This window comes from Brucella lupini (assembly GCF_002252535.1).
Classification (GTDB): domain Bacteria; phylum Pseudomonadota; class Alphaproteobacteria; order Rhizobiales; family Rhizobiaceae; genus Brucella; species Brucella anthropi.
In genome coordinates this window covers 14,231-35,775 of record NZ_NNRN01000046.1, presented here as the reverse complement: position 1 = coordinate 35,775, position 21,545 = coordinate 14,231, and the positions used below count along the sequence as shown (strand labels likewise).

Genomic DNA, 21,545 nt, shown 5'->3' with positions numbered 1-21,545 from the left:
TAACCATAAGGGTTCAGAGCTTATTCATCTTTGATTGTTAAAGTTTTCATTAAGATGTTCGGAAATGAACAACGTTTCAGAGCCCGGTTAGTCGGGACAGGACGGGCATCCATTCCGAACAGCATGTTTTTTGACGAAGGTGAAGACGATGAGCATTCTTGTTCAGCTGCGTGACAGCGTTAATGTCATCCGCGAGTTCGTTGCACCGAGCTACAGGCCCGAGCGCCATTATATGCGCGGGCCAGGCCCGGCTTGCGCCGCACGCACGCACCATTGATATGAGCGCTTAAAGCCTCCGTTTGCTTGGCGAACGGACCGGCATTTAAAAAAGTAAAGCCAGAACGGTTCACCGCTCTGGCTTTTGTTTTTGGCCACCGCGTGTGAGTGCGGATTATTCCAGACCTTCAAACAATGCCGTCGAAAGATAGCGTTCGGCAAAGGACGGAATGATGATGACGATGTTCTTGCCAGCGTTTTCCGGGCGCTTGCCGATTTCAACAGCAGCGGTCAGAGCCGCGCCGGAAGAAATGCCGACGGGAATGCCTTCGAGACGGGCCAATAGGCGCGCATTGGCAAAAGCGTCTTCATTGGAGACCTGAACGACCTCATCATAGATGCTGGTATCGAGCGTCTTCGGGGCGAAGCCTGCGCCGATGCCCTGAATTTTGTGCGGGCCGGGTGCGCCACCGGAAAGTACCGGTGAATCCTTCGGTTCGACGGCGATCACCTTGAAGGACGGCTTGCGCCCCTTGATGACTTGACCGACACCGGTAATCGTGCCGCCGGTGCCGATGCCGGAGATCAGGATATCTGCTTCACCATTGGTGTCGTTCCAGATTTCCTCAGCCGTCGTGAGGCGATGGATTTCCGGGTTGGCCGGATTTTCGAACTGCTGCGGGATGATTGCGTTCGGGTTGCCTTCTGCAATGGCTTCTGCTTCCGCGATAGCGCCCTTCATGCCTTTTGCGCCTTCGGTCAGAACCAGTTCGGCACCGAGAAGCTTCAAAAGCTTGCGGCGTTCCACCGACATGGTTTCCGGCATGGTGAGAACGAGGCGATAACCCTTGGCCGCAGCAGCAAAAGCCAGCGCGATACCGGTATTGCCGGAAGTCGGCTCGACGAAGACTGTCTTGCCCGGCACGGCGCGACCGTCGCGTTCCAGAGCTTCGATCAGCGCCAGACCGATACGGTCCTTCACACTGGCCAGAGGGTTGAAGAACTCCAGCTTGGCCAGAAGATTGGCTTCCACGCCCTTTTCCTTGGCGAACTTGTTAATGCGCACGAGCGGTGTATTGCCGATTGTGTCGAGGATGGAATCGTAAACGCGGCCACGGCCTGCGGTCTTACCAGCTTGTGGTTCGTTCAGGGGCTTGTTCATGGCGTGATCTCCCTATTTGTCGCGCAAAGTTTAAGTGGAAACTGCGCAAAAGCATAGTTGGGTACGTGCGCCCGGCACATCAAGTTTAGAAATTTATTCTTTATAATTGAATAAATTGGAAGTAAATTCCATCATAATTGGGAGGGAGCGTATTAGCTTGGGGTAAAGCTTGATTGATCCGCGTCAATGCGTTGCGACGGGGAGGCGCGCATCATCGGGTATCAGGCAGCCAGGAGAAGATGAATGTACAAGAACATATTGATCGCAACCGATGGATCGGAACTCGCTGAGAAAGGCGTCGACCAAGGCGTTGCGCTGGCCAAGGAAACAGGCGCAAAGGTTATTTTCGTGTCCGTGACAGAGCTTCTGCCATCCTATGGCATTGTGGTTGCGGCTGAATGGGCGTCGAGCCCGGCGGCATTTCAGGAATATCGCGAGGCCATCACCAAAGCGGCCACCGAAATTCTGTCGAAGGCCAAAGCCAAGGCAATGGAAATCGGCGTTAGTGCTGAGGCCGTGCATGTCGAAAATCAATCTCCGGCGCAGGGCATTGTCGAGGCTGCGAATGCCAAGAATGCCGATCTGATCGTCATCGCATCGCATGGCCGTCGCGGCGTGAACAAATTGCTGCTGGGAAGTCAGGCAGCGGAGGTGCTGTCGCTTAGCACCGTGCCGGTGCTGGTCATCAAGTAATCGACGGCTATGCGCGCCTCTTCCGGCATCGCAGCGATTTCTCTAAAAGGCATAACAACGCAAGAAGATTCCTGAATACCTCTGTTAAGCTCCTCCTGTCCGAATACGGACGGGAGGATTTTCTCAAGGAGGTATTCATGACTGCGCCACGGCCTTCAAAGACCATGTTGGGCAATCATCCGCTTCATCCCGAAACGCAGATGCTCAATTATGGCTACGATCCGGAGCTTTCCGAAGGAGCGGTCAAGCCACCGGTATTCCTGACGTCGACTTTCGTTTTCAAGACTGCCGAAGACGGACGCGATTTCTTCGATTTCGTTTCCGGTCGCAAGGAACCGCCTGCCGGTGTCGGTGCTGGTCTCGTCTATTCCCGTTTCAACCATCCCAACAGCGAGATCGTTGAAGATCGCCTCGCGGTCTATGAAGGCACCGAGAGCTGTGCGCTGTTTTCTTCCGGCATGTCGGCCATTGCCACGACGCTGTTTGCTTTTGCACGCCCGGGCGATGTCATTTTGCACTCGCAACCGCTCTATGGCGGCACGGAAACGCTCCTTGCAAAAACGTTTCTCAATTTCGGCGTTGAAGCCGTTGCTTTCGCCGATGGCGTGCACGAAGCCTCGATAGAACAAGCAGCTGACGAGGCTGTTCGCAAGGGACGTGTTTCGGTGATTCTGATCGAGACGCCTGCCAATCCGACCAACAGCATTGTCGATATTGCCGCCATCCGGTGTGTCGCGGAAAAGATTGAACAAAAGCAGGGGCATCGTCCGATCATTGCCTGCGACAATACCCTGCTCGGCCCGGTCTATCAGAAGCCTCTCGACCACGGTGCTGATCTTTCGGTCTATTCGCTGACCAAATATGTCGGCGGACATTCGGATCTGATTGCCGGGGCAGTGCTGGGTGCCAAGGCTGTTGTAAAGCAGGTCAAGGCATTGCGTGGTGCGATCGGCACGCAGCTTGACCCGCATTCATGCTGGATGCTGGGTCGCTCGCTTGAAACGCTCGGACTTCGCATGGAACGCGCCAACAACAACGCGCAGGCAATTGCGGAATTCCTGCGCGATCATCCGAAAGTGGAGAAACTGCATTATCTCCCATTTGAGGATGAGAATTCGGACGTTGGTGCTTTGTTCAAACGCCAGTGCAGTGGTGCGGGGTCGACCTTCTCCTTCGATATCAAAGGCGGGCAGGCGGCGGCATTCCGCTTCCTGAATGCGCTTCAGATATTGAAGCTTGCTGTCAGTCTCGGCGGTACGGAATCGCTTGCAAGCCATCCTGCCGCGATGACCCATTCGGGCGTTCCCGTCGATGTAAGAGAGCGTATCGGTGTGCTGGAATCAACGATCCGACTTTCCATCGGCATCGAGCATCCCGACGATCTGATTGCCGATCTGGCGCAAGCACTCGAAGCGGCGTGACAAGAAAATTTGTGGTGGAATGAATGGTGCGGGTGGTCGGAATCGAACCGACACTCCTTTCGGAACCGGATTTTGAGTCCGGCGCGTCTACCAGTTCCACCACACCCGCACATTTCTGCCGAAGCAGTTCGATATGGTCCAAAGGGACAGCGGGTTGGGATATACCGGCTAAACGAAACGAGGTCAATTGCTCAAAAGTGCAGCTTTCACTCCTCTTCAGACAGACGGCTGAAAGGGTAAGAAGTAACGACGTGTGATTCAATCAACCGCTCATCGTCACGGCAGCGTTCCAGTCAACAAGCCCGTTCCTGATCGTGTCAGGCGCAGCAGGCTTTATGTGGTTGCGCGGCTTTGAGATAAGCCGCCGTCATCTATCTGCGCAAGTTCGCTTCAACCAGATTCCAGAAGACCAGCAAGGCTATGAAGCCCAGCAGGACGTAATCCAGCGTGCTGACATAGTGAAAATATTCCATGGCGCATCTCCTTCCCCGGGAGGGCGCGATAGCGTTTGAGCCAGACGGAAGCTTTTATAATTATCCGGGCTTCGGACACTTGTTCAAAGTGCCGGATTGCACCGGTGCGGACCTCCTCTTCCGCCTGTCCATGCGCTCTCCCAAGGCAAAGTGTATCACGCTTTGTCGTATGGCTCAAATTATTGGTTTGGCTAATATAATCAGCCATCTGCGCGCGATGCCAAATGTCCTAGTTCGACGTTGCGACATTGGCTTTCCGGCAGTTGGCAAAGCGGTCGAGCGCCTGATCATAGGCTGATGTTTTCACGCCCATCATGCCGATGACCGTGTGGAACAGATTGTCGTGCGAAGAAGGGGCGGCAGCATCCTGTTTGACGCAAGCCGTGTCGAGCCTGGTGGCGTTCGCATAGTCCGGCGAGAACCACGCGACGAATGGGATGTGTGTCTGGACGTCAGGCGCGATGAAATAGGGCGCTGCATGCAGATAAAGACCATCTTCGCCCAGCGATTCGCCATGGTCGGACATATAGATCATGGCGGGGGCAAAACGGTCTTCGCTTGCCTTCAGGACGTTGATGATCTCCGATAATATATGATCAGTATAGAGGATCGAATTGTCGTAGGCATTGACGATCTGGTCCGTCGTGCAATCGGAAAATTCGCTCGTGCGGCACTCTGGTTTGAACTTGGCGAATTCCGGCGGATAACGCCGATAATAGGATGGTCCGTGACTGCCTGTCATGTGCAGGACAATCGTGGCATTGTCATTAACGTCCTTCAGGTGGTCACGGAGCTGGTCGACCAGAATTTGGTCAAGACATTCGCCGCCTTCGCAATATTGCGCATTGTTTGAATTCTGCAGGTCGACCGTCGGTATGCGGTCCGAAACGCCCTTGCTGCCGGTATTATTCTCGTACCACGCAACCTGCACGCCGGCATGATTGAGGAGGTCCATCAGATTTTCCGAGCTATGGAACTTGGAGCTCGAATATTCCTCGCGCGGAAAGGGCGAGAACATACATGGCACGGAAACGGAGGTGTCCGTGCCGCAGCTTGTTGTGTTCGTGAAGGTGACGATATCCTGCTGCTTCAGTTCGGGATTGGTCTCACGCGGGTAGCCGTAAAGGCTGAAATTCTGGGCGCGTGCCGTTTCGCCCACCACGATAACGGTCAGGAGCTTCTTGCCCGACGCAATCGGCGGCAGCACCTGTTTTGCATCGAGGCCGAGCGGCTGCATGACGATCTGCCTGTCATTCAGGTCACGCACGATATATTGCACGGTGCTCTTGAGCGGTGTGCCGGGCATCAGCCGTTCCATGATGTCGGAGCGGTGCTCGCGGTACATGGAGGAGAAGCTGCCGTAATCGGAGCCGATAAGTGCGATTGCGACGGCCAGGCAGACGATGATCGAGACAGTATTGACCAGAAGCTTCTGCAGCAAAGGCCGGTGCCTCACGCGGACCCAGATGACGAGAAGCGAGGGAATGACGGCGTAAAGCAGCATATGCAGCAGAAAGCCCGTTGTTATCAGATGACCCGACTCGGCTTTTGTCGTCGTGAGTGTCGCCTCGACCACGTTGCGGTCGATGATGGTGCCGAACGTGTCCGTAAAATAGGCCCCGCCTGCTGCAACCCATATTGCGAAAATCAGAACCGGCTTGATGATATATTTCGCCGAGAAGACCATCAGCACAGCAATATGGATGAGAAGGATGGCCGCTGCCCCAACAACCAGCTTTTGCGGATGGTCGGAAAAGTAGGCGATCAGCCGCTGCCAGAAGGAGCTATTGGTGAAAGCGAGGAGATAAAATGCGGTCAGGACGCAAAGCGTGCCGCTGGCGATAGTCGGGCGTGGAAACCGCATTCCTGAACCTTCAAAATTCCGAAGTGGCTGTTGAGGATGGAGCTTCGCAGGGCTTCCGCAAAACTGCAATCGCAACATTCTTGCCGGATAATCCAGCATCGGAGATTCAGGACAGCGATTTCTGGGCTTTTTTAAGGTCGCTTAAACTTGCCCCTACTTCCTCTCGGTGAAGCTGCGGATGCGATTGCGCACGATGCGGGCCAGATTGCGGGTTCGCTGATAAAGATGAATCTGCGAGGCAGCCTGACGGACGAGCTTATCCGTGGACGGGTTGAGGCCAATCACCAGCGTTTCGATTGTCTCACGCTTGTCGAAGAGCCGCATCATGACCGGATGATCGGGGACGGCGCAGGAATCGGTGCGGTTGATGTTCGGATCGTTCAGATGGTTCTTCACGACTTCGATCATGAGAAGTACGCCGGGCGACCAGGCGTTCAGGCTTTCGTCATAAGCTGTTTTCCAGGTCCAGGCTTCTCCTGAAACCGTAAAGACGATCAAAATGGCGATAACCCGTCCGTCGAGCTCAAGCGTGTGCACGCGCACGCAGTCGCGTTCAGCAAGATTGTTGACTGCCTCGCGGGCGAAAGCCGCGCGAAACCGGTCGACTGCCATGGCGGTGCCGCGTTTGCCTTTCCAGCCACTCGCTTCCAGCGTCAGGAAATGTTCGAACGCGTGACGTACATCGTCGGGCGTGCGGGCGACGCGATAGGCAAGCTCGCCCTTTTCGGCCAGCCTGCGCCATAGGCGATTGTAATCCCGGCGATGGTGTGCACCGATTGCTTGCTTGATATAGGCGTCGCCGTCCAGATCGCTCTCGAGAAAGGGACGCTCCTTCTGCTCTATGGCGACCAAAGGCAATTGGCGGCCCACCGCCACAGAACGGATCAGTTTTGCCGCCGGGCCGTTAGCCCGCATTTCCGGCAGCACAAGCACATCAGGCAATTTGAGATGCCTGCGCGCCAGAATGTCGAACAGGTCTTCCAGCACGCCGACAGGGTCATCGTGATCGATCAGTGGCGTGCCCTGCGGCCCGAACGGTGTCGACCATGCACGGATTACCGGTGTTGAAAGCGGCAAGCCAGGGCGTTCGATCGTATAGGGCATGACGAAGCGCAGGCGGCTGCGGATTTCGTTTTCGTCGCGCATGACCATGAAGCGAACTTCGCGATCCTCTAGGCGCGGCATGGCTGGCGCCAGAAACCGTGCATTGAAGAACACGTTCGGTTCGACGGTCCGGTTGCTCAAGTGATCGAGCTCGTCGCGCAGTTCGAAGCCTGCTGCGGCGCCGTAGATTGCGAGTTTGCGCGGTATATCGCGGCTGTGAAGGCTTTCCTCCAGCTTTTTGACAGCTTCGTGCGCCATACCGCTCTCGGAGAGTTCCGAAACGATGTGAGCTGCATTTCCGCCTGCCGATTCTTCAAGCAAAGGTTTCGCGGCCATTACAAAGTCCCCTCCGAGGTCTTGGTACGGTCTCGTGGAATGAGAATGAACATAGTTATGTGCAAGGTGCGTGATACGGCTGCCGAAAGAAGTGCCGCTTCCATCAGCATGGCAATAGCTGTCGAAATGGCGGCGCCTGTCAGGCCGAAGCGTGGTATCAGAACGAGATTGAGAATAACGTTGACAGCAAGTGTCACGGCATAAAGGAGCGCGCAGATATTCTGCTTTCCCGACATGTTGAGGAGGCTTTCTGCGGGGCCGACGCTGGCACGTGCGATCACCCCGATGATCAGGATGAACAGAAGCGGATAGCCCGCTGTGAAGGCCGGACCGAAAAGCCGCAGAAGCGGATAGCCCGCCAGCAGAATGACGGCGCCGAGGAACAGCGTCGGCCAGAATGTCCAGCGTACGGAGGCCTCGGCAAAACTTGCAAATTCGGCGCGATCACCGCTGTGCAGCAGGTCCGAATAACGCTGGGCGACGCTGGCCTTTACTGCGAAATAGACGAAATGGGCGAGCGCCATGATCTTCGTTGCCGCAAAATAGATCGCGACATGCTCGGGGTCGAGCGCGTGGCCAACCATCAGAACATCGACATTGATGAGTAGGAAGAAAAAGCCTTCCACGAGGAAAATCGGCAGGGCAACTTTCATCCATTCGCCAAGACGCTGGTCACGCGTTGCGGCGGGAATATCTTTTTCCAGTGAGCGGTCGACGGTCAGAAATTGTCCGACGGTGGTCAGCCACGTTGCGGCAATCGATACTGCCAGCGCGATAGTTGCACTGGAAGGTAATCCCGCTTCATGTGCGATGATCATGAACAGGAGAACCAGAAGTGGGCGGACGATATAGCTTGGCGTCAGCGCCATCATCACCCAGGTGCGCGAGCGCGCAATGCCATCCAGCATATTGCCGAGCGTAATCATTGGCAGGCAGATGAAGCCGAGGATGAACGGCACGAGATAATAGCTTGTGACATGGTCTTTGAGCAGGAGCAGCAGGCCTGCACCCAGAAGCGCGATAAATGTAGCGGCTGCAAAAGCGAAGACGCGTCCGGTCCCGATGATCCCGCGCACGAGGCCGAACATTTGGCGCTGCATATATTCCGGTACGAAGCGGATAATCGTGGTGTGCAGTCCGAAACAGGCCAGATCGCCGATAATTATCATGGTCAGCCAGACGAGGACGAAGATGCCGTACTCGAATTCCCCCATCCAACGGGCGAGAATAACCTGAGACAGGAGAGCAATAGCAGCGCTCGCAACGCGCACGGAAAAGGCGACGAGGGAAGAGCGCTGCGCGCTTGCCTGCGGTCCGCTATCCGTAAGCACGGCATCCAGCCGCTCCGTCACGGGACGAAGCCTGGCTGCGATCCTGCCGGGTAGAAACCGGCTCGCTGTTTCAGCTGCCGAAAACCGCACTGTTTGCCAACCCTGTCTTTGCAAGCCTCTTGGGGCCTGCTTGTTTAGCACCGGATAACCCGGCTTTCACGCCTATGCTTTGTTGGTCATGAGGCGCATGAAAACCTTAGACAGGAGTTCTTTATAAAGAGAAAAAGAAAAAGTCTAATCTGCCGAAGGTCGCAAGACTTCAAGGAATGGTGAGTATTTCCTAAACGACATCTATATTTGAAGCATCTAAAATAAAGCAAGTCATACAACTGCTCGCGGTGCATATCGATGTCCATCGTGTGCTAGAAAACACAAACCCCGGCAAATGGCTTGCCGGGGTTTGTTCGATAGATGCGATGATGAGCTCGGCTCACATCACTCGAAAGCGCCGTGGCAGTGCTTGTACTTCTTGCCGGAGCCGCATGGGCAAGCCTCGTTGCGGCTGACCTTACCCCATGTGCGCGGGTCGGCCGGATCGCGTTCGGCAGCAGGCACATTGCGTTCGTCATGCTGATGGTCGGACCAGCTCGCTTCGTCGAAATCGTTTTCGCCGGTGGTGCTGTCGATATGACGGCCGGTCATCGGCGGCAGTTCCGGTTCCGGCGGTGCTTCGCGAACGATCTCGACGCGCATCAGCTGCGAGATAACGACTTCGCGCAGGTTGGCAAGCATCGACTGGAACAGTTCGAACGCTTCGGTCTTGTATTCGTTCAGCGGATCGCGCTGGGCGTAACCGCGGAAACCGACGACCGAACGCAGATGGTCGAGATTGACCAGATGCTCACGCCAGAGATTGTCCAGCGACTGCATGATCACGGACTTTTCAACGTAAGTCATGATCTGCGGGCCGAAGCGTTCGGCCTTCTCGGCAGCAGCCTTGTCCGCGGCTTCCTTGATGCGGTTCTCGAACTCTTCTTCCGCGATGCCTTCTTCCTTGGCCCAATCCTCGACCGGCAGGTCGAGATTGAGCTTGGAGATGATGTCTTCCTTGAGGCCGGCAATATCCCACTTTTCCGCATAGGCGTCCTTGGGGATGCGCAGCGCGACCATGTCCTCGATGACCTCATGGCGCATTTCGCCAACAGTCTCGGTCAGGTCCTCTTCGTCCATCATTTCCAGACGCTGTTCGAAGATCACCTTGCGCTGATCGTTCATGACATCGTCGTATTTCAGAAGGTTCTTGCGGATTTCGAAGTTGCGGGCTTCGACCTTCTTCTGCGCCTTTTCAAGCGCCTTGTTGATCCACGGATGGACGATGGCTTCGTCTTCCTTGAGGCCGAGCTTCTGCAGCATGCTGTCCATGCGGTCGGAACCGAAGATGCGCATCAGATCGTCCTGCAATGACAGGAAGAACTTCGAACGGCCCGGATCGCCCTGGCGGCCCGAACGACCGCGCAGCTGGTTGTCGATGCGACGGCTTTCGTGGCGCTCGGTGGCGAGAACGTAAAGCCCGCCTGCGGCCAGAGCCTTTTCCTTCAGCTGTGCAATGTCAGCCTTGATTTCCGCGATCTTGGCATCGCGCTCGGGACCTTCCGGTATATCGGAAAGTTCCTGACGAACGCGCATTTCCAGATTGCCGCCAAGCTGGATGTCGGTACCGCGACCAGCCATGTTGGTGGCGATGGTGACGGTTCCGGGCACACCTGCCTGTGCGATGATATAGGCTTCCTGCTCGTGGTAGCGAGCGTTCAGAACCTGGAATTCCTTGATACCTTCCTTGCGAAGGCGTTCGGCCAGCTGTTCTGATTTTTCGATCGAGGTCGTGCCGACGAGGATCGGCTGGCCCTTCTCGTGCGAGGCGCGGATATCGCGCACGATGGCGCGGTATTTTTCCTCGACGGAGCGATAGACTTCGTCGTCTTCATCGATGCGCTGGACCGGCAGATTGGTCGGAATCTCGAGCACTTCGAGGCCATAAATATTGCCGAATTCTTCCGCTTCCGTCGCAGCCGTACCGGTCATACCCGACAGCTTGTTGTACATGCGGAAGTAGTTCTGGAAGGTGATCGAAGCCAGCGTCTGGTTTTCCGGCTGGATGGTCACATGTTCCTTGGCTTCCAGCGCCTGGTGAAGGCCTTCCGAATAACGGCGGCCTGGCATCATGCGGCCGGTGAATTCGTCGATGATGACGATTTCGTCATTGCGGACGATATAGTCCTTGTCGCGCTGGAAGAGCTTGTGCGCGCGAAGCGCATTGTTCAGGTGGTGCACGACCGCGACATTCTCGATGTCGTAGAGGCTTTCCCCCTTGAGATGGCCTGCGGCTTCCAGGAGCTGCTCAACCTTCTCGGTGCCGACTTCGGTGAAGATTGCCGTCTTCTGTTTCTCGTCGATTTCAAAATCTTCCGGCTCAAGGGCTGGAATGAAGGTGTCGATGAGGTTGTAGAAGTCCGAACGGTCTTCCAGCGGGCCGGAAATGATGAGCGGCGTGCGCGCTTCGTCGATGAGGATCGAGTCCACTTCATCGACGATGGCGTAATTGTGCGGGCGCTGCACCATCTGGGCGCGCTCATATTTCATGTTGTCGCGCAGATAGTCGAAGCCCAGCTCGTTGTTGGTGCCATAGGTGATGTCGCAGGCATAGGCCGCGCGGCGCTCATCGTCGTCGAGGCCGTGCTTGATAACGCCGACGGTCAGGCCGAGGAAGTTATAGAGCTTGCCCATGGTTTCGGCGTCGCGGGTGGCGAGGTAGTCGTTGACCGTCACCACGTGTACGCCCTTGCCCTCAAGCGCATTGAGGTAGACCGGCAGGGTCGCCATCAGCGTCTTGCCTTCACCGGTGCGCATTTCCGCGATGCCGCGTTCGTGCAGAACCATGCCGCCGATCAGCTGCACGTCGAACGGGCGCATACCGAGTACGCGCTTCGCAGCTTCACGTGCCGTAGCGAAAGCGTCGGGCAGAAGAGAGTCGAGCGTCTTGCCTCCAGCCAGCGCCGCACGAAATTCGGCGGTCTTGGCCTGCAATTGCTCATCGGTAAGATTTTCGTAATTCTTCTCGATAGCAGTAATTTGATTTGCCCGCTGGCGCAGGGTTTTAACGCGGCGGTCATTGGATGAACCGAATATCTTGCGGGCGAAACCGCCAAAGCTGACCATCACTGGTCCTTTCCTGTCCGTTCAGCCGGAAGCGCTTCCGGCAATGTCGAATGCTTTATTCACGCGTATTGAAACAATTGCAAGAAAACTGCGCTGCGAAAGCTGCCCGTTACGGCGCATTTCCGGCGCAATTCCCCCGCCCCTTACTGGACGTAAAGCCGAAGGACAGATAAGAGGGGCTTCGGGCGATGTCAACGTTGCTCCGGTGTGGTGGATTTGAAGTTCCTGTCATTTGCATGGCATCTGCGTTCATGAACTTCAAATCTGTAAACCGCACTCGATTCTATATATTGCTGTGTGGCTTTGAATCCGAAATTCGTTAGCAACACTGTTCCAAAGTGATGCGAATTTCGGATTCGCTACATCATGGGCTGGAAAACCTTTCCTTTGTTGCAATATTGGGGAGATCCGGGCCAAATTCCGCCGCATTCATCGGGCCGGTAAGCGGCCACGAAGGAGAGAATTCCATATGAAAGCCATTCTGAAAGCCCCTTATCGCAAGGCTCTCGCTGTCGTCGGCATGTCTCTGGCGGCCTCGGTGGCGCTGGCAAGCTACTCAGGCGCCGCATTCGCACAGGATGCTGGAAAGCCTGCTGCTGCACCGGCTGCAGCCCCTGCAGAAAAGGAAGATCCGTCCAAGGTTCTGGCGACCGTCAACGGCAACGACATCACGGTCGGTGAAGTCGATCAGGCTGCAGGCGATCTCGATCCGCAGTTCTCGCGCCTTCCTGCCGAACAGCGCCGTCTGGCTGCGCTTGCTGCCCTGATCGACATCAAGGCGATGGCTGGTGAAGCGGAAAAGGAAAAGCTCGATCAGTCCCAGGAATTCAAGAATCGCATGGAATTCCTGCGCGAACGCGCGCTCCATAACGAATATTTCAAGGATGCTGTTGTCGACAAGATCAGCGATGACGATGTACGTGCGCGCTACGACAAGGAAATCGCAGCCATGCCGCCGCAGGTGGAAGTGCGCGCTCGTCACATCCTCGTGAAGACCAAGGAAGAAGCCGAAGCCATCATCAAGAAGCTTGAAGGCGGAGCCAAGTTCGAGGACCTCGCCAAGGAGAGCTCAACCGACGGCACGGCAGCCAATGGTGGCGATCTCGGCTATTTCGCCGAAGGCCAGATGGTGCCGGAGTTCGAAAAGGCCGCCTTTGCGCTCAAGCCGGGTGAATACACCAAGGAGCCGGTCCAGACCCAGTTCGGCTTCCATGTGATCCAGCTCGAAGATCGTCGCACCAAGCAGCCACCGGCATTCGATCAGGTCAAGGACCAGATCCGTTCGATCATCATGCGCGAGCGTTATGTCGAAACCGTCAAGAAGCTGCGTGACGGCATGAAGATCGACTACAAGGATCCGGCTGTCGAGAAAGCCATGAAGGATGCGGCCGCAGCTCAGGAAGGTGCGGACAAGGATGACGCGCCGGAAGAAGCTGCTCCACAGCAGTAAAAACTGGTTTCAAATATCAACGCCCCGGCTTGCCGGGGCGTTTTTTATTCCGATCTTGCGTTTCCCGCTTGATTTTAAACCGCAAACCTTTCCAATGCGCGCGTCATATTTTGAATCCGAAATTCGCGTAACGCCGTTTGCTGGGCATCACGATTTTCGGGTTTCTACGAAACCGCATCCATCGAGGCACATATGTCCGCGTCTGTTTCTCCGCTCGCTCCCAAACACTACCCCACAATGCCGGTCGTCCATGGCGTGCGCATCGCCACCGCTGCTGCCGGGATCAAGTATAAAGGGCGAACGGATGTGATGTTGATGGTGTTCGACCGACCGGCTGAAGCCGCAGGAGTCTTTACACGTTCGCTCTGTCCATCGGCGCCAGTCGATTTTTGCCGCCGCAATCTCGTGTACGGAAAGGCCCGCGCGGTCGTCGTCAATTCCGGCAACGCCAATGCCTTTACCGGCGTCAAGGGTCGTGAAGCGACCGAAGCAACGGCTGAAGCTGCCGCCAAGGCGGTCGGGTGCGCCACAACAGATGTCTTTCTGGCTTCAACCGGCGTGATCGGCGAACCGCTTGATGCAAGCAAATTCGCGCATCTGCTCGGCGACATGAACAAGGATGCGGTCGAGGATTTCTGGACCGAAGCCGCCAAGGCGATCATGACCACCGATACCTATCCGAAGGTCGCGACTGAAACGGTGCTGCTCGGTCAGGTGCCGGTCACGATCAACGGTATAGCCAAGGGCGCGGGCATGATCGCGCCGGATATGGCAACGATGCTTTCCTTCGTCGTTACCGATGCACCGATCAAGGCTGACGTGTTGCAGAGCCTGCTCTCCAAGGGTGTTGGCTCTACCTTCAATGCTGTGACGGTAGACAGCGACACTTCTACATCGGACACGCTGATGCTGTTCGCCACTGGTACGGCGGCAGAACGTGGTGCACCTGAAATCACCGATCCTGCCGACAAGCGCCTTGGCGAATTCAAGAAGGCGCTCGGTCGCCTCCTGAAATCGCTGGCGCTGCAGGTCGTGCGCGACGGTGAGGGCGCACGCAAAATGGTGGAAGTGGAAGTGACGGGCGCAAAATCCGCAGCCTCTGCCAAGAAGATCGCGCTTTCCATCGCCAATTCGCCGCTGGTCAAGACGGCTGTTGCCGGTGAAGACGCCAATTGGGGCCGCGTGGTCATGGCCGTAGGCAAGGCTGGTGAACCTGCCGATCGTGACCTGCTCGCGATCTGGTTCGGCGATATTCGTGTTGCGCATCAAGGCGAGCGCGATCCGGCCTATTCGGAAGCAGCGACGTCCACCTATATGCAGGGCGAGGATATTCGCATTCGCGTCGATCTGGGGATAGGCAAGGGCAAGGCAACTGTCTGGACCTGCGACCTCACAAAGGAATATGTCGCCATCAATGGCGATTACAGAAGTTGATCGAAGTAATGGAAAAGCCCAGCACCCCAAGTCTTGCCATCGTTCGCCAGCTTGAAGCCGTCGGCTTCCGTGCCTGGCCTGCCACGTCGGTTCACTATGACGGCACATGGGCGATACGCATGACTGCAGCGCATCCATCCCGGCGTCTCAACTCGATCAATCCGCTCGATCCCGGCGACACGCGCGATATTCCAACACGTGTGGAACTGGCGGCGCAGCGCTTTCGCGCCTATGGCCGTGTTCCCTGTTTCAGGCTTTCGCCGCTCGCACCGCGCGAGCTTGAGGATTATCTTGAAGGGCTTGGCTGGAAGCGCCGGGACGAAACCATCGTGATGACGGCGAAGCTCGAGGAACTCGATTTGTCGGACGCCATCGACCAGATACCCCTGAAGGATATTGGGCGCTTCGTGGATGCCTCGCTTTCCATCCATGAAAGACCGGAGGATATGCGGCCCGGATTTTCCGAACTTCTAAATAGCGTTCGCCCGAACAAGGGCATGTTCGTGCTGGAGGAGGGCGGACGCGCCGTATCCAACCTGCTTTGCGTACAGGATGGCGTGATGGCGGGTCTATTCGATGTCGGAACCCTGCGCGACGCAAGGCGCAAGGGGCATGGACATGCGATTGTCGGTTCTGCACTCAAATGGGCCGTAAAGCTCGGTGCAAAGACGGCATGGCTGCAGATCGAGGCGGACAACGTTGCTGGACTTGCTCTTTACGAGAGCTTCGGCTTTCGGGAAGCCTATCGCTATGCCTATCGGGAGAGCAACGAGAAATGACCGAGGTAAAGGGACGCCGCATTCTTCTGGTCGCTGCTTGCGCACTGGTGGATTCGGATGGCCGGGTTCTGCTGACGCAGCGCCCGGAAGGCAAGCAGCTGGCCGGGCTGTGGGAGTTTCCCGGTGGCAAAGTGGAACCGGGCGAAACGCCGGAAGAAACGCTGATCCGCGAAATGCAGGAAGAAGTCGGCATCACGACGAAAGCGGCCTGCCTTGCACCGCTGACTTTTGCGAGCCATACCTATGATGACTTCCACCTGCTGATGCCGCTCTATGTCTGCCGCCGTTATGAAGGTATCGCGCGGGGGCTCGAAGGGCAGGCGCTGAAATGGGTTCGTCCGAAGGATATGCGCGACTATCCGATGCCGCCAGCCGACGAACCGCTGATCCCGTTTCTGCTTGATCTGCTGTAGACCGGCCCCTGTCCACAACCGTGGAAAAAGGTTGGCAATTTCTTACGATTCCGCTGGCTGGTTAATCTATGATTCACTCCGTTGAGGCATTCTCGTTTGGGAGCTGCCCCGGAGTCTTGAAGCATGAGTTTCGACAACAATTATTTTAGCGCTGATCACAACGAATATACGGCCAAGCCGCTAACGAAGGCTGGTCGCGGAATCCTGCGCGTTGTGCTGTTGTTCGGCTCTGCCGTTGTCGCTCTGGCTCTCATCATTGTGCCGGTTCTCAACGATCAGGCAAACAAGGTTGCAGCCCAGTCAGTACTCCCGGTCGGGATAGACCGCACCATGACCGGCTCGATCAAGCGCGATGCCAGCGCCCAGCCGCATGCAACAGGCCAGACGTATACAGTGCGCAAGAGCGTGCTTCAGCCGAGCCCCAATTCCGTCTGCATCATCGAGACAAACGGCAGCCACCACGGCGACTGTTAGCTGTCTTTCGCAGCCTTTTTTAGCGCTTCTGCCAGCGATGCTTTTGCAGAGCCCGGTTTCAATGGTTTTTGCTGCGATTCATGCGGCGCCCAGCCTGATAGCCAGATGATCGAGAAAGTGGCGCGGATGCGTCCATCCGGATCGGAGAACCGCTCGGCATAGATTTCAGCGGCCCGCAGGAACAGGCGTTTCGAAACCGGCTTGCGGGAACGGTCACGCAGGATGTTCTGCATGCCCATGGCGCGCAGATCGGCCATCAGGTTGAACAGCGAATCGTAGCGCACCGTGATGTTGTCGACGTCGGTTACGGGCAGGGCGAAACCTGCACGTTGCAGAAGGCCGCCCACATCGCGCACGTCCGGGAACGGGAAAATGCGCGGCGAGGCGCCGCCTGTCAGTTCGATTTCCGCCTGAAGAAGACTTTCGCGCAATTCACCGAGTGTTCCACTGCCGCTAAGGGCTGCCAGAAAAAGTCCGTCCGGCTTTAGGGCGCGGGCGATCTGCACCATTGTGCCCGGTGTATCATTGGTCGCGTGAAGAGCCATTAGCGACACGATCAGATCGGTGCTGCCAGCTTTCAGCGGCAGCATTTCCTCGTCACCGACAATAGCCGGGAAAGGACCTCGCAGGAAATCACTGTCGCGTTCGATGCGGACAATCAGGTCGGCTTTGCCAGACTGCGCGATGGCTGCTGCAGCTACGCCGGTATGGCCAGCGAGATCGACGGCGACGGGAAAACGCCGCTCCACAGCGTCGAGACGATCAGCGAGATCGTCGGCAATGCGCTGCAACAGGAAATCCGCGCCGGGTTCGGCGCGCGCAAAGGCGCGACGGCGAAACGAGAGCAGGAGATCGCGATCGAAAATCGCGCTATCATCGGTCGGCGCAGGCATGGAATCCGTCTTCTCTTTCGAGCAAGGTTCAGTACAATCGTTGCGGGGATAGATGCATTCGAATGGGGGCGAATGCAATGGCGGATGACGATAGAACGCATCAAACCTTTTTGCGCAGCGCGGGCGAAGGGCTTCGGCGGTTTGCCGGCAGGGCTTTTCGCTCCTCTGCGGACATGTTGTTTCCGCCGACATGCATTGGCTGCCGGGCGCATGTATCCGAACCGGGGACGCTGTGTCCGAAATGCTGGCCGGAGCTACGCTTTATAGAAAAGCCTTATTGCCCCGTGCTGGGCATTCCTTTCAGCCATGATTTCGGCGACAATTTCACGAGTGCTGAGGCGATTGCCGATCTGCCACCTTTCCGGCGTCTCCGATCCGCCGTCCTGCATCGAGGCGCAGCGCAGCGCATGGCGGTTTCGCTCAAGTTTCACGACCGGACCGATCTGGCCCCGTGGATGGCGCGCTGGATGCAACGCGCGGGTCGCGAATTGCTGGATGAATGCGAGGTCATTCTTCCGGTGCCTCTGCATCGCTGGCGGTTCTGGCAGCGGCGTTTCAACCAGTCGGCGGAACTTGCCCGCGCCCTGGCGAAACTGGAATCGAAACCCTTTGCGCCGCAAGGCGTGAAGCGTGTGCGTCGGACCGAACAGCAGATCGGCCTTGGTATCAAGGAGCGAAAGCGCAATGTGGACGGTGCGTTCCGCGTGCCGCAGGAACACGAGATTCATGTGCGCGGGCGACGGGTTCTGCTCATCGATGACGTCTATACGACCGGCGCTACGGTCAAGGCGGTAACGCGGGCATTGCTGCGTGGCGGCGCGAAAAGCGTGGATGTGCTGACGTTCAGCCGCGTTCTACCGGATTGAGCCGGATAACCGGCTACACAGGCTCGTGAAAAGCGTCGGGGCTTCCAGATAACGTCTTTGCCGCTTATATAGTGGCCAAAACGATTGGAGTTTATGATGGTTGATGTAACGATCTACACGCGTGTCGGTTGCCCTTATTGCACCCGGGCCAAGGATCTTCTGACCCGCAAGGGCGTTGCGTATAATGAAATCGATGCAGGCGCATCGCCGGAACTGCGCGCCGAAATGCAGCAACGTTCGGGCCGTAACACCTTCCCGCAGATATTCGTCGGCTCCGTTCATGTCGGCGGATGTGATGATCTTTTCGAGCTGGAAGATCAGGGCAAGCTGGATGGCCTGCTCAAGACTGGCGAACTGGTTTAGAATTCGATCGGACAGGGAGAGGTCGATGAGCATGTTCCGCGCAGCAGCCGTCCAGATGCGGTCTGGCACAGACGTGGCCCGCAATATTGAAGCCATGGAAAAACTGGTCGCGGAAGCGGCGGTCAAAGGTGCGCAATATGTGCAGACGCCGGAAGTGACCGGGATCATGCAGCGTGACCGGCCATTGCTCGCACAGTCATTGCGCGATGAGGCCAACGATCCTGTCATGGCTGCTGCGGCGAAGCTCGCCTCGAAACATGGTATCTTCCTTCATATAGGCTCGACCCTGATCAAGGGCGATGACGGAAGATCCTATAATCGCGGCGCGATCTTTGCACCGTCGGGCGAGAAGGTCTCGACCTACGATAAAATCCATATGTTCGATGTCGATCTCGACAATGGTGAGAGCTGGCGCGAATCGGATGCCTGTATTCCGGGCAAGGAAACTGTCGTTGTCGACCTGCCTTTCGCAAAGTTCGGCATGGCTGTCTGTTACGACATCCGCTTTCCGCAATTGTTCCGCGCTCAGGCTCTCGCCGGTGCCAATGTGATTACCAGTCCGGCCGCCTTCACGAAACAGACCGGAGAGGCCCACTGGCACATCTTGCAGCGTGCGCGTGCTATCGAAAATGGTGCATTCCTGATCTCTGCCGCACAGGGCGGTCTGCATGAGGACGGCCGCGAAACCTACGGTCATTCGATCATCGTCTCACCATGGGGCAAGATTCTCGCCGAAGCCGATCACGACGAGCCGGGCGTCATCCTGGCTGATATCGACGTGGCGGAAAGCGCTGCTGCACGCGGCAAGATACCGAACCTGAAGAATGCGCGGGAGTTCGATGTCCGGACTTTTTCCGCGAAGCAGAAAGAGGACGCGTAAATTCCATGATCCGCTTTTCGCTTCATTGCGATCAGGGCCATGAATTCGAGGGCTGGTTTCGCGACAATGCTGATTTCGACCGTCAGTCGGAAATGCAGCTTGTCGCTTGCCCCGTGTGCAATTCGCAAGTCGTTCAGAAGTCGCTGATGGCGCCGGCGGTCTCGACAAGCCGTGGCAAGGAAAAGATTGCCATGGCGCTGGGCGATACGCAAAAGCAGATATTGGACGAAATGCGGGAATTGAGCCGCAAGGTTCGCGAGAATGCGGATTATGTCGGCGACAAATTTGCCGAGGAAGCCCGGAAGATCCATTTCGGCGAGACCGAAACACGTGGTATCTACGGCGAAGCGTCGCGCGAGGATGTGCATTCGCTGCTCGAAGACGGTGTCGACGTTCTGCCGTTGCCGGTATTTCCAGAAGACAAGAACTGATTGCCGTACAGGAGACAAGGCGCATGAAACTGACGGATTCTGCGCCTTTTTTGCTGATCGCAACCGGCACCTTGCTGGGCCTCATCCTGCCACTCGGCAAGATCGCTGCGCAGGCTGGTATTCCGCCTGCCATCTGGACCTTTTTGTTCTCGGCGAGTGCCGGAATCATTCTGTTCGCTGTTCTTCTTCTGCAGGGAAAGAAGATCGGCTTTTCAGGCGGAAGACTGCGTTACTATATCTGTACCGCGCTTATCTCCTATGCCGTGCCCAATCTCCTCATTCTTTCCGCCATTCCGCGCCTTGGCGCGGGGTTTACCGGCATCATGTACACGCTGTCGCCGGTCATCACGCTTGTTCTGTCGATGGGGTTCGGGTTGCGGCGTCCCAATGCACTTGGGATCGGCGGTATCGCTGCCGGGTTTATCGGTGCAGTAATGGTGGCAATGACGCGCGGCGAAGTGGGAAAACCTGCTGATCCATTGTGGATCGCCGCGGCATTGCTCATTTCGGTGTTTCTCGCCATCGGCAATGTCTATCGCACGCTCGACTGGCCGAAGAACTCCGATCCGACCGAGCTTGCTGCCGGAAGCCATCTCGCATCGGCGCTGATGCTTTCTGCGGGGATACTCATATTCACCGGCCAGTTTCCGATCGAGACACTTGCATTCGCCCCATGGGCTGCTTTGGCCCAGTCGATTGCATCGGCGGGCATGTTTGCCCTGTTCTTCCGGCTGCAGGCGGTTGGCGGGCCGGTCTATCTCAGCCAGATCGGCTATGTCGCAGCGGCGCTGGGGCTTATTTCTGGGACGTTATTTCTCGGCGAACATTATCCACCGCTGACCTGGATCGGCGCGCTGGTCATCTGCGCAGGCGTTGCCATGACAACACGCGCGCAAAGAGGTTGAGATCAGGCAGGCCGTTCGGCAAGCACCATATAGTTCACATCGGTGTCGCGGGAGCGGCTCCAGCTGTCGGCCAGCGGATTATAGGTCACACCAAGCTTGTCGATGAGGCGCAGGCCGCCTTTCGCAAGTGCAGCTTCCAGTTCTTCCGGGCGAACCAGTTTTTCATACTGATGCGTGCCGCGCGGCAGCCAGCGCAGGACATATTCCGCGCCGATGATTGCCAGACCATAGGCTTTCAGCGTGCGATTGATCGTGGCGACGAACATCAGCCCGCCGGGCTTCACCATTTCGCTGGTCGCGGACATGAACAGGTCCACATCGGCAACGTGTTCGACCACTTCCATGTTGAGCACGACATCGAATTTTTCACCGGCTTCGGCCAGCGCTTCCGCTGTCGTGGCGCGGTAGTCGATATCGAGACCGCTTTGTGCGGCATGGATTTTCGCCACTTCGATATTGGTCGTGGAGGCATCCGCTCCGATCACTGTTGCGCCAAGGCGCGCCATCGGCTCGCAGAGAAGCCCGCCGCCGCAGCCGATATCGAGCAGGCGCAGACCGTCGAAGGGGCGCGGCGCATTGGGATCACGGTTGAATTTGGCGCAGATCTTTTCCTTGATATAGGCAAGCCGCGTCGGATTGAATTTATGCAAGGGACGGAACTTGCCCTGCGGATTCCACCATTCCGCGGCAATGCGCGAAAAATGCTCGATTTCCGAAGCGTCGATCGTGGTGCGGGCGGTCTCGGTCATTTCATTCTCCAGCGGCGGAAGCGTACAGTTCTGCTCTCAAGGTAGTACTCCAAAGTCAAGGAACAAATCAATTTCGCTCTCAAGCGGCCCGATACGAATCGCGGCCTTGCGGAAGCGCGGCATTTTAGCTATGTGACCCCGGGTTTGCCTGT

General features: G+C 56.8%; 20 protein-coding genes and 1 tRNA gene. 13 read left to right on the top strand and 8 right to left on the bottom strand.

Annotated features, from left to right (window positions below; translation table 11 throughout):
* Nucleotides 1–148 precede the first annotated feature (148 nt).
* On the top strand, nt 149–277 hold the full coding sequence (locus tag CES86_RS28120) for a hypothetical protein (protein WP_255362115.1): 129 nt from the start codon (nt 149–151) through the stop codon (nt 275–277).
* 114 nt (nt 278–391) lie between these two features.
* Here the strand turns inward: CES86_RS28120 and cysK are convergent, their stop codons facing one another.
* Nucleotides 392–1,378: a cysteine synthase A gene (gene cysK / locus CES86_RS11650; protein ID WP_094514443.1), complete on the bottom strand. Its 987-nt coding sequence runs from the start codon at nt 1,376–1,378 to the stop codon at nt 392–394.
* 243 nt (nt 1,379–1,621) lie between these two features.
* On the opposite strand from cysK, the gene CES86_RS11645 reads away from it, so the two are divergent.
* Both CES86_RS11645 and CES86_RS11640 read left to right on the top strand, forming a co-directional pair.
* Nucleotides 1,622–2,071 (top strand): universal stress protein, encoded by a 450-nt coding sequence (locus CES86_RS11645; protein ID WP_010657513.1) that lies wholly within the window; start codon nt 1,622–1,624, stop codon nt 2,069–2,071.
* Between the two features lie 137 nt (nt 2,072–2,208).
* Entirely contained in the window at nt 2,209–3,492 is a 1,284-nt protein-coding gene (locus tag CES86_RS11640; RefSeq protein ID WP_012091191.1) for a cystathionine gamma-synthase family protein, read from the top strand.
* Between the two features lie 24 nt (nt 3,493–3,516).
* Here CES86_RS11640 and CES86_RS11635 read toward each other — a convergent pair.
* The 5 genes from CES86_RS11635 to secA all read right to left on the bottom strand — a co-directional run bounded on the left by CES86_RS11635 (nt 3,517) and on the right by secA (nt 11,756).
* Nucleotides 3,517–3,601 (bottom strand) — tRNA-Leu (locus tag CES86_RS11635).
* 593 nt (nt 3,602–4,194) lie between these two features.
* On the bottom strand, nt 4,195–5,829 hold the full coding sequence (locus tag CES86_RS11630) for a phosphoethanolamine transferase (protein ID WP_094514441.1): 1,635 nt from the start codon (nt 5,827–5,829) through the stop codon (nt 4,195–4,197).
* A 153-nt stretch (nt 5,830–5,982) separates the two neighbouring features.
* Entirely contained in the window at nt 5,983–7,269 is a 1,287-nt protein-coding gene (bspF, locus tag CES86_RS11625; protein ID WP_010657510.1) for a type IV secretion system effector crotonyl transferase BspF, read from the bottom strand.
* Nucleotides 7,269–8,690, bottom strand: a complete 1,422-nt coding sequence (locus CES86_RS11620) for a lipopolysaccharide biosynthesis protein (protein ID WP_167387115.1) — start codon at nt 8,688–8,690, stop codon at nt 7,269–7,271. The genes bspF and CES86_RS11620 overlap by 1 nt, the downstream gene beginning before the upstream one ends.
* A 345-nt stretch (nt 8,691–9,035) precedes the next feature.
* Nucleotides 9,036–11,756 carry a preprotein translocase subunit SecA gene (gene secA / locus CES86_RS11615; RefSeq protein WP_012091195.1) on the bottom strand — a complete coding sequence of 907 codons (2,721 nt, stop codon included), beginning with the start codon at nt 11,754–11,756 and terminating at the stop codon, nt 9,036–9,038.
* A gap of 469 nt (nt 11,757–12,225) precedes the next feature.
* On the opposite strand from secA, the gene CES86_RS11605 reads away from it, so the two are divergent.
* The 5 genes from CES86_RS11605 (at nt 12,226) to CES86_RS11585 (ending at nt 16,306) form a co-directional block, all read left to right on the top strand.
* On the top strand, nt 12,226–13,206 hold the full coding sequence (locus tag CES86_RS11605) for a peptidylprolyl isomerase (protein WP_012091196.1): 981 nt from the start codon (nt 12,226–12,228) through the stop codon (nt 13,204–13,206).
* A 192-nt stretch (nt 13,207–13,398) separates the two neighbouring features.
* Nucleotides 13,399–14,640: a bifunctional glutamate N-acetyltransferase/amino-acid acetyltransferase ArgJ gene (gene argJ / locus CES86_RS11600; RefSeq protein WP_094514439.1), complete on the top strand. Its 1,242-nt coding sequence runs from the start codon at nt 13,399–13,401 to the stop codon at nt 14,638–14,640.
* A gap of 8 nt (nt 14,641–14,648) precedes the next feature.
* Nucleotides 14,649–15,419: a GNAT family N-acetyltransferase gene (locus tag CES86_RS11595; protein ID WP_094514659.1), complete on the top strand. Its 771-nt coding sequence runs from the start codon at nt 14,649–14,651 to the stop codon at nt 15,417–15,419.
* On the top strand, nt 15,416–15,832 hold the full coding sequence (gene mutT, locus CES86_RS11590) for an 8-oxo-dGTP diphosphatase MutT (RefSeq protein WP_012091198.1): 417 nt from the start codon (nt 15,416–15,418) through the stop codon (nt 15,830–15,832). The genes CES86_RS11595 and mutT overlap by 4 nt, the downstream gene beginning before the upstream one ends.
* A gap of 123 nt (nt 15,833–15,955) precedes the next feature.
* Entirely contained in the window at nt 15,956–16,306 is a 351-nt protein-coding gene (locus CES86_RS11585) for a hypothetical protein (RefSeq protein WP_010657502.1), read from the top strand.
* Here the strand turns inward: CES86_RS11585 and CES86_RS11580 are convergent.
* A complete protein-coding gene (locus CES86_RS11580; RefSeq protein ID WP_012091199.1) occupies nt 16,303–17,199 on the bottom strand; it encodes a methyltransferase domain-containing protein in 897 nt (298 codons plus the stop codon). The two genes, CES86_RS11585 and CES86_RS11580, sit on opposite strands and share 4 nt — an antisense overlap.
* Before the next feature lie 77 nt (nt 17,200–17,276).
* On the opposite strand from CES86_RS11580, the gene CES86_RS11575 reads away from it, so the two are divergent.
* The 5 genes from CES86_RS11575 (at nt 17,277) to CES86_RS11555 (ending at nt 20,644) form a co-directional block, all read left to right on the top strand.
* The gene (locus CES86_RS11575) at nt 17,277–18,065 is read left to right on the top strand and encodes a ComF family protein (RefSeq protein ID WP_094514437.1); all 789 of its coding nucleotides are present in this window, start codon (nt 17,277–17,279) and stop codon (nt 18,063–18,065) included.
* Nucleotides 18,066–18,161: 96 nt separating this feature from the next.
* Nucleotides 18,162–18,428, top strand: coding sequence for a glutaredoxin 3 (grxC, locus tag CES86_RS11570; protein WP_029929749.1), 267 nt, complete (start codon nt 18,162–18,164; stop codon nt 18,426–18,428).
* A gap of 25 nt (nt 18,429–18,453) precedes the next feature.
* Nucleotides 18,454–19,308, top strand: a complete 855-nt coding sequence (locus tag CES86_RS11565; RefSeq protein ID WP_094514435.1) for a carbon-nitrogen hydrolase family protein — start codon at nt 18,454–18,456, stop codon at nt 19,306–19,308.
* Nucleotides 19,309–19,313: 5 nt separating this feature from the next.
* The gene (locus tag CES86_RS11560) at nt 19,314–19,739 is read left to right on the top strand and encodes a DUF1178 family protein (protein WP_010657497.1); all 426 of its coding nucleotides are present in this window, start codon (nt 19,314–19,316) and stop codon (nt 19,737–19,739) included.
* A 23-nt stretch (nt 19,740–19,762) separates the two neighbouring features.
* Entirely contained in the window at nt 19,763–20,644 is an 882-nt protein-coding gene (locus tag CES86_RS11555) for a DMT family transporter (protein WP_094514433.1), read from the top strand.
* Nucleotides 20,645–20,646: 2 nt separating this feature from the next.
* Here CES86_RS11555 and ubiG read toward each other — a convergent pair whose 3' ends face one another.
* The gene (ubiG, locus tag CES86_RS11550) at nt 20,647–21,393 is read right to left on the bottom strand and encodes a bifunctional 2-polyprenyl-6-hydroxyphenol methylase/3-demethylubiquinol 3-O-methyltransferase UbiG (RefSeq protein WP_012091205.1); all 747 of its coding nucleotides are present in this window, start codon (nt 21,391–21,393) and stop codon (nt 20,647–20,649) included.
* Nucleotides 21,394–21,545 lie beyond the last annotated feature (152 nt).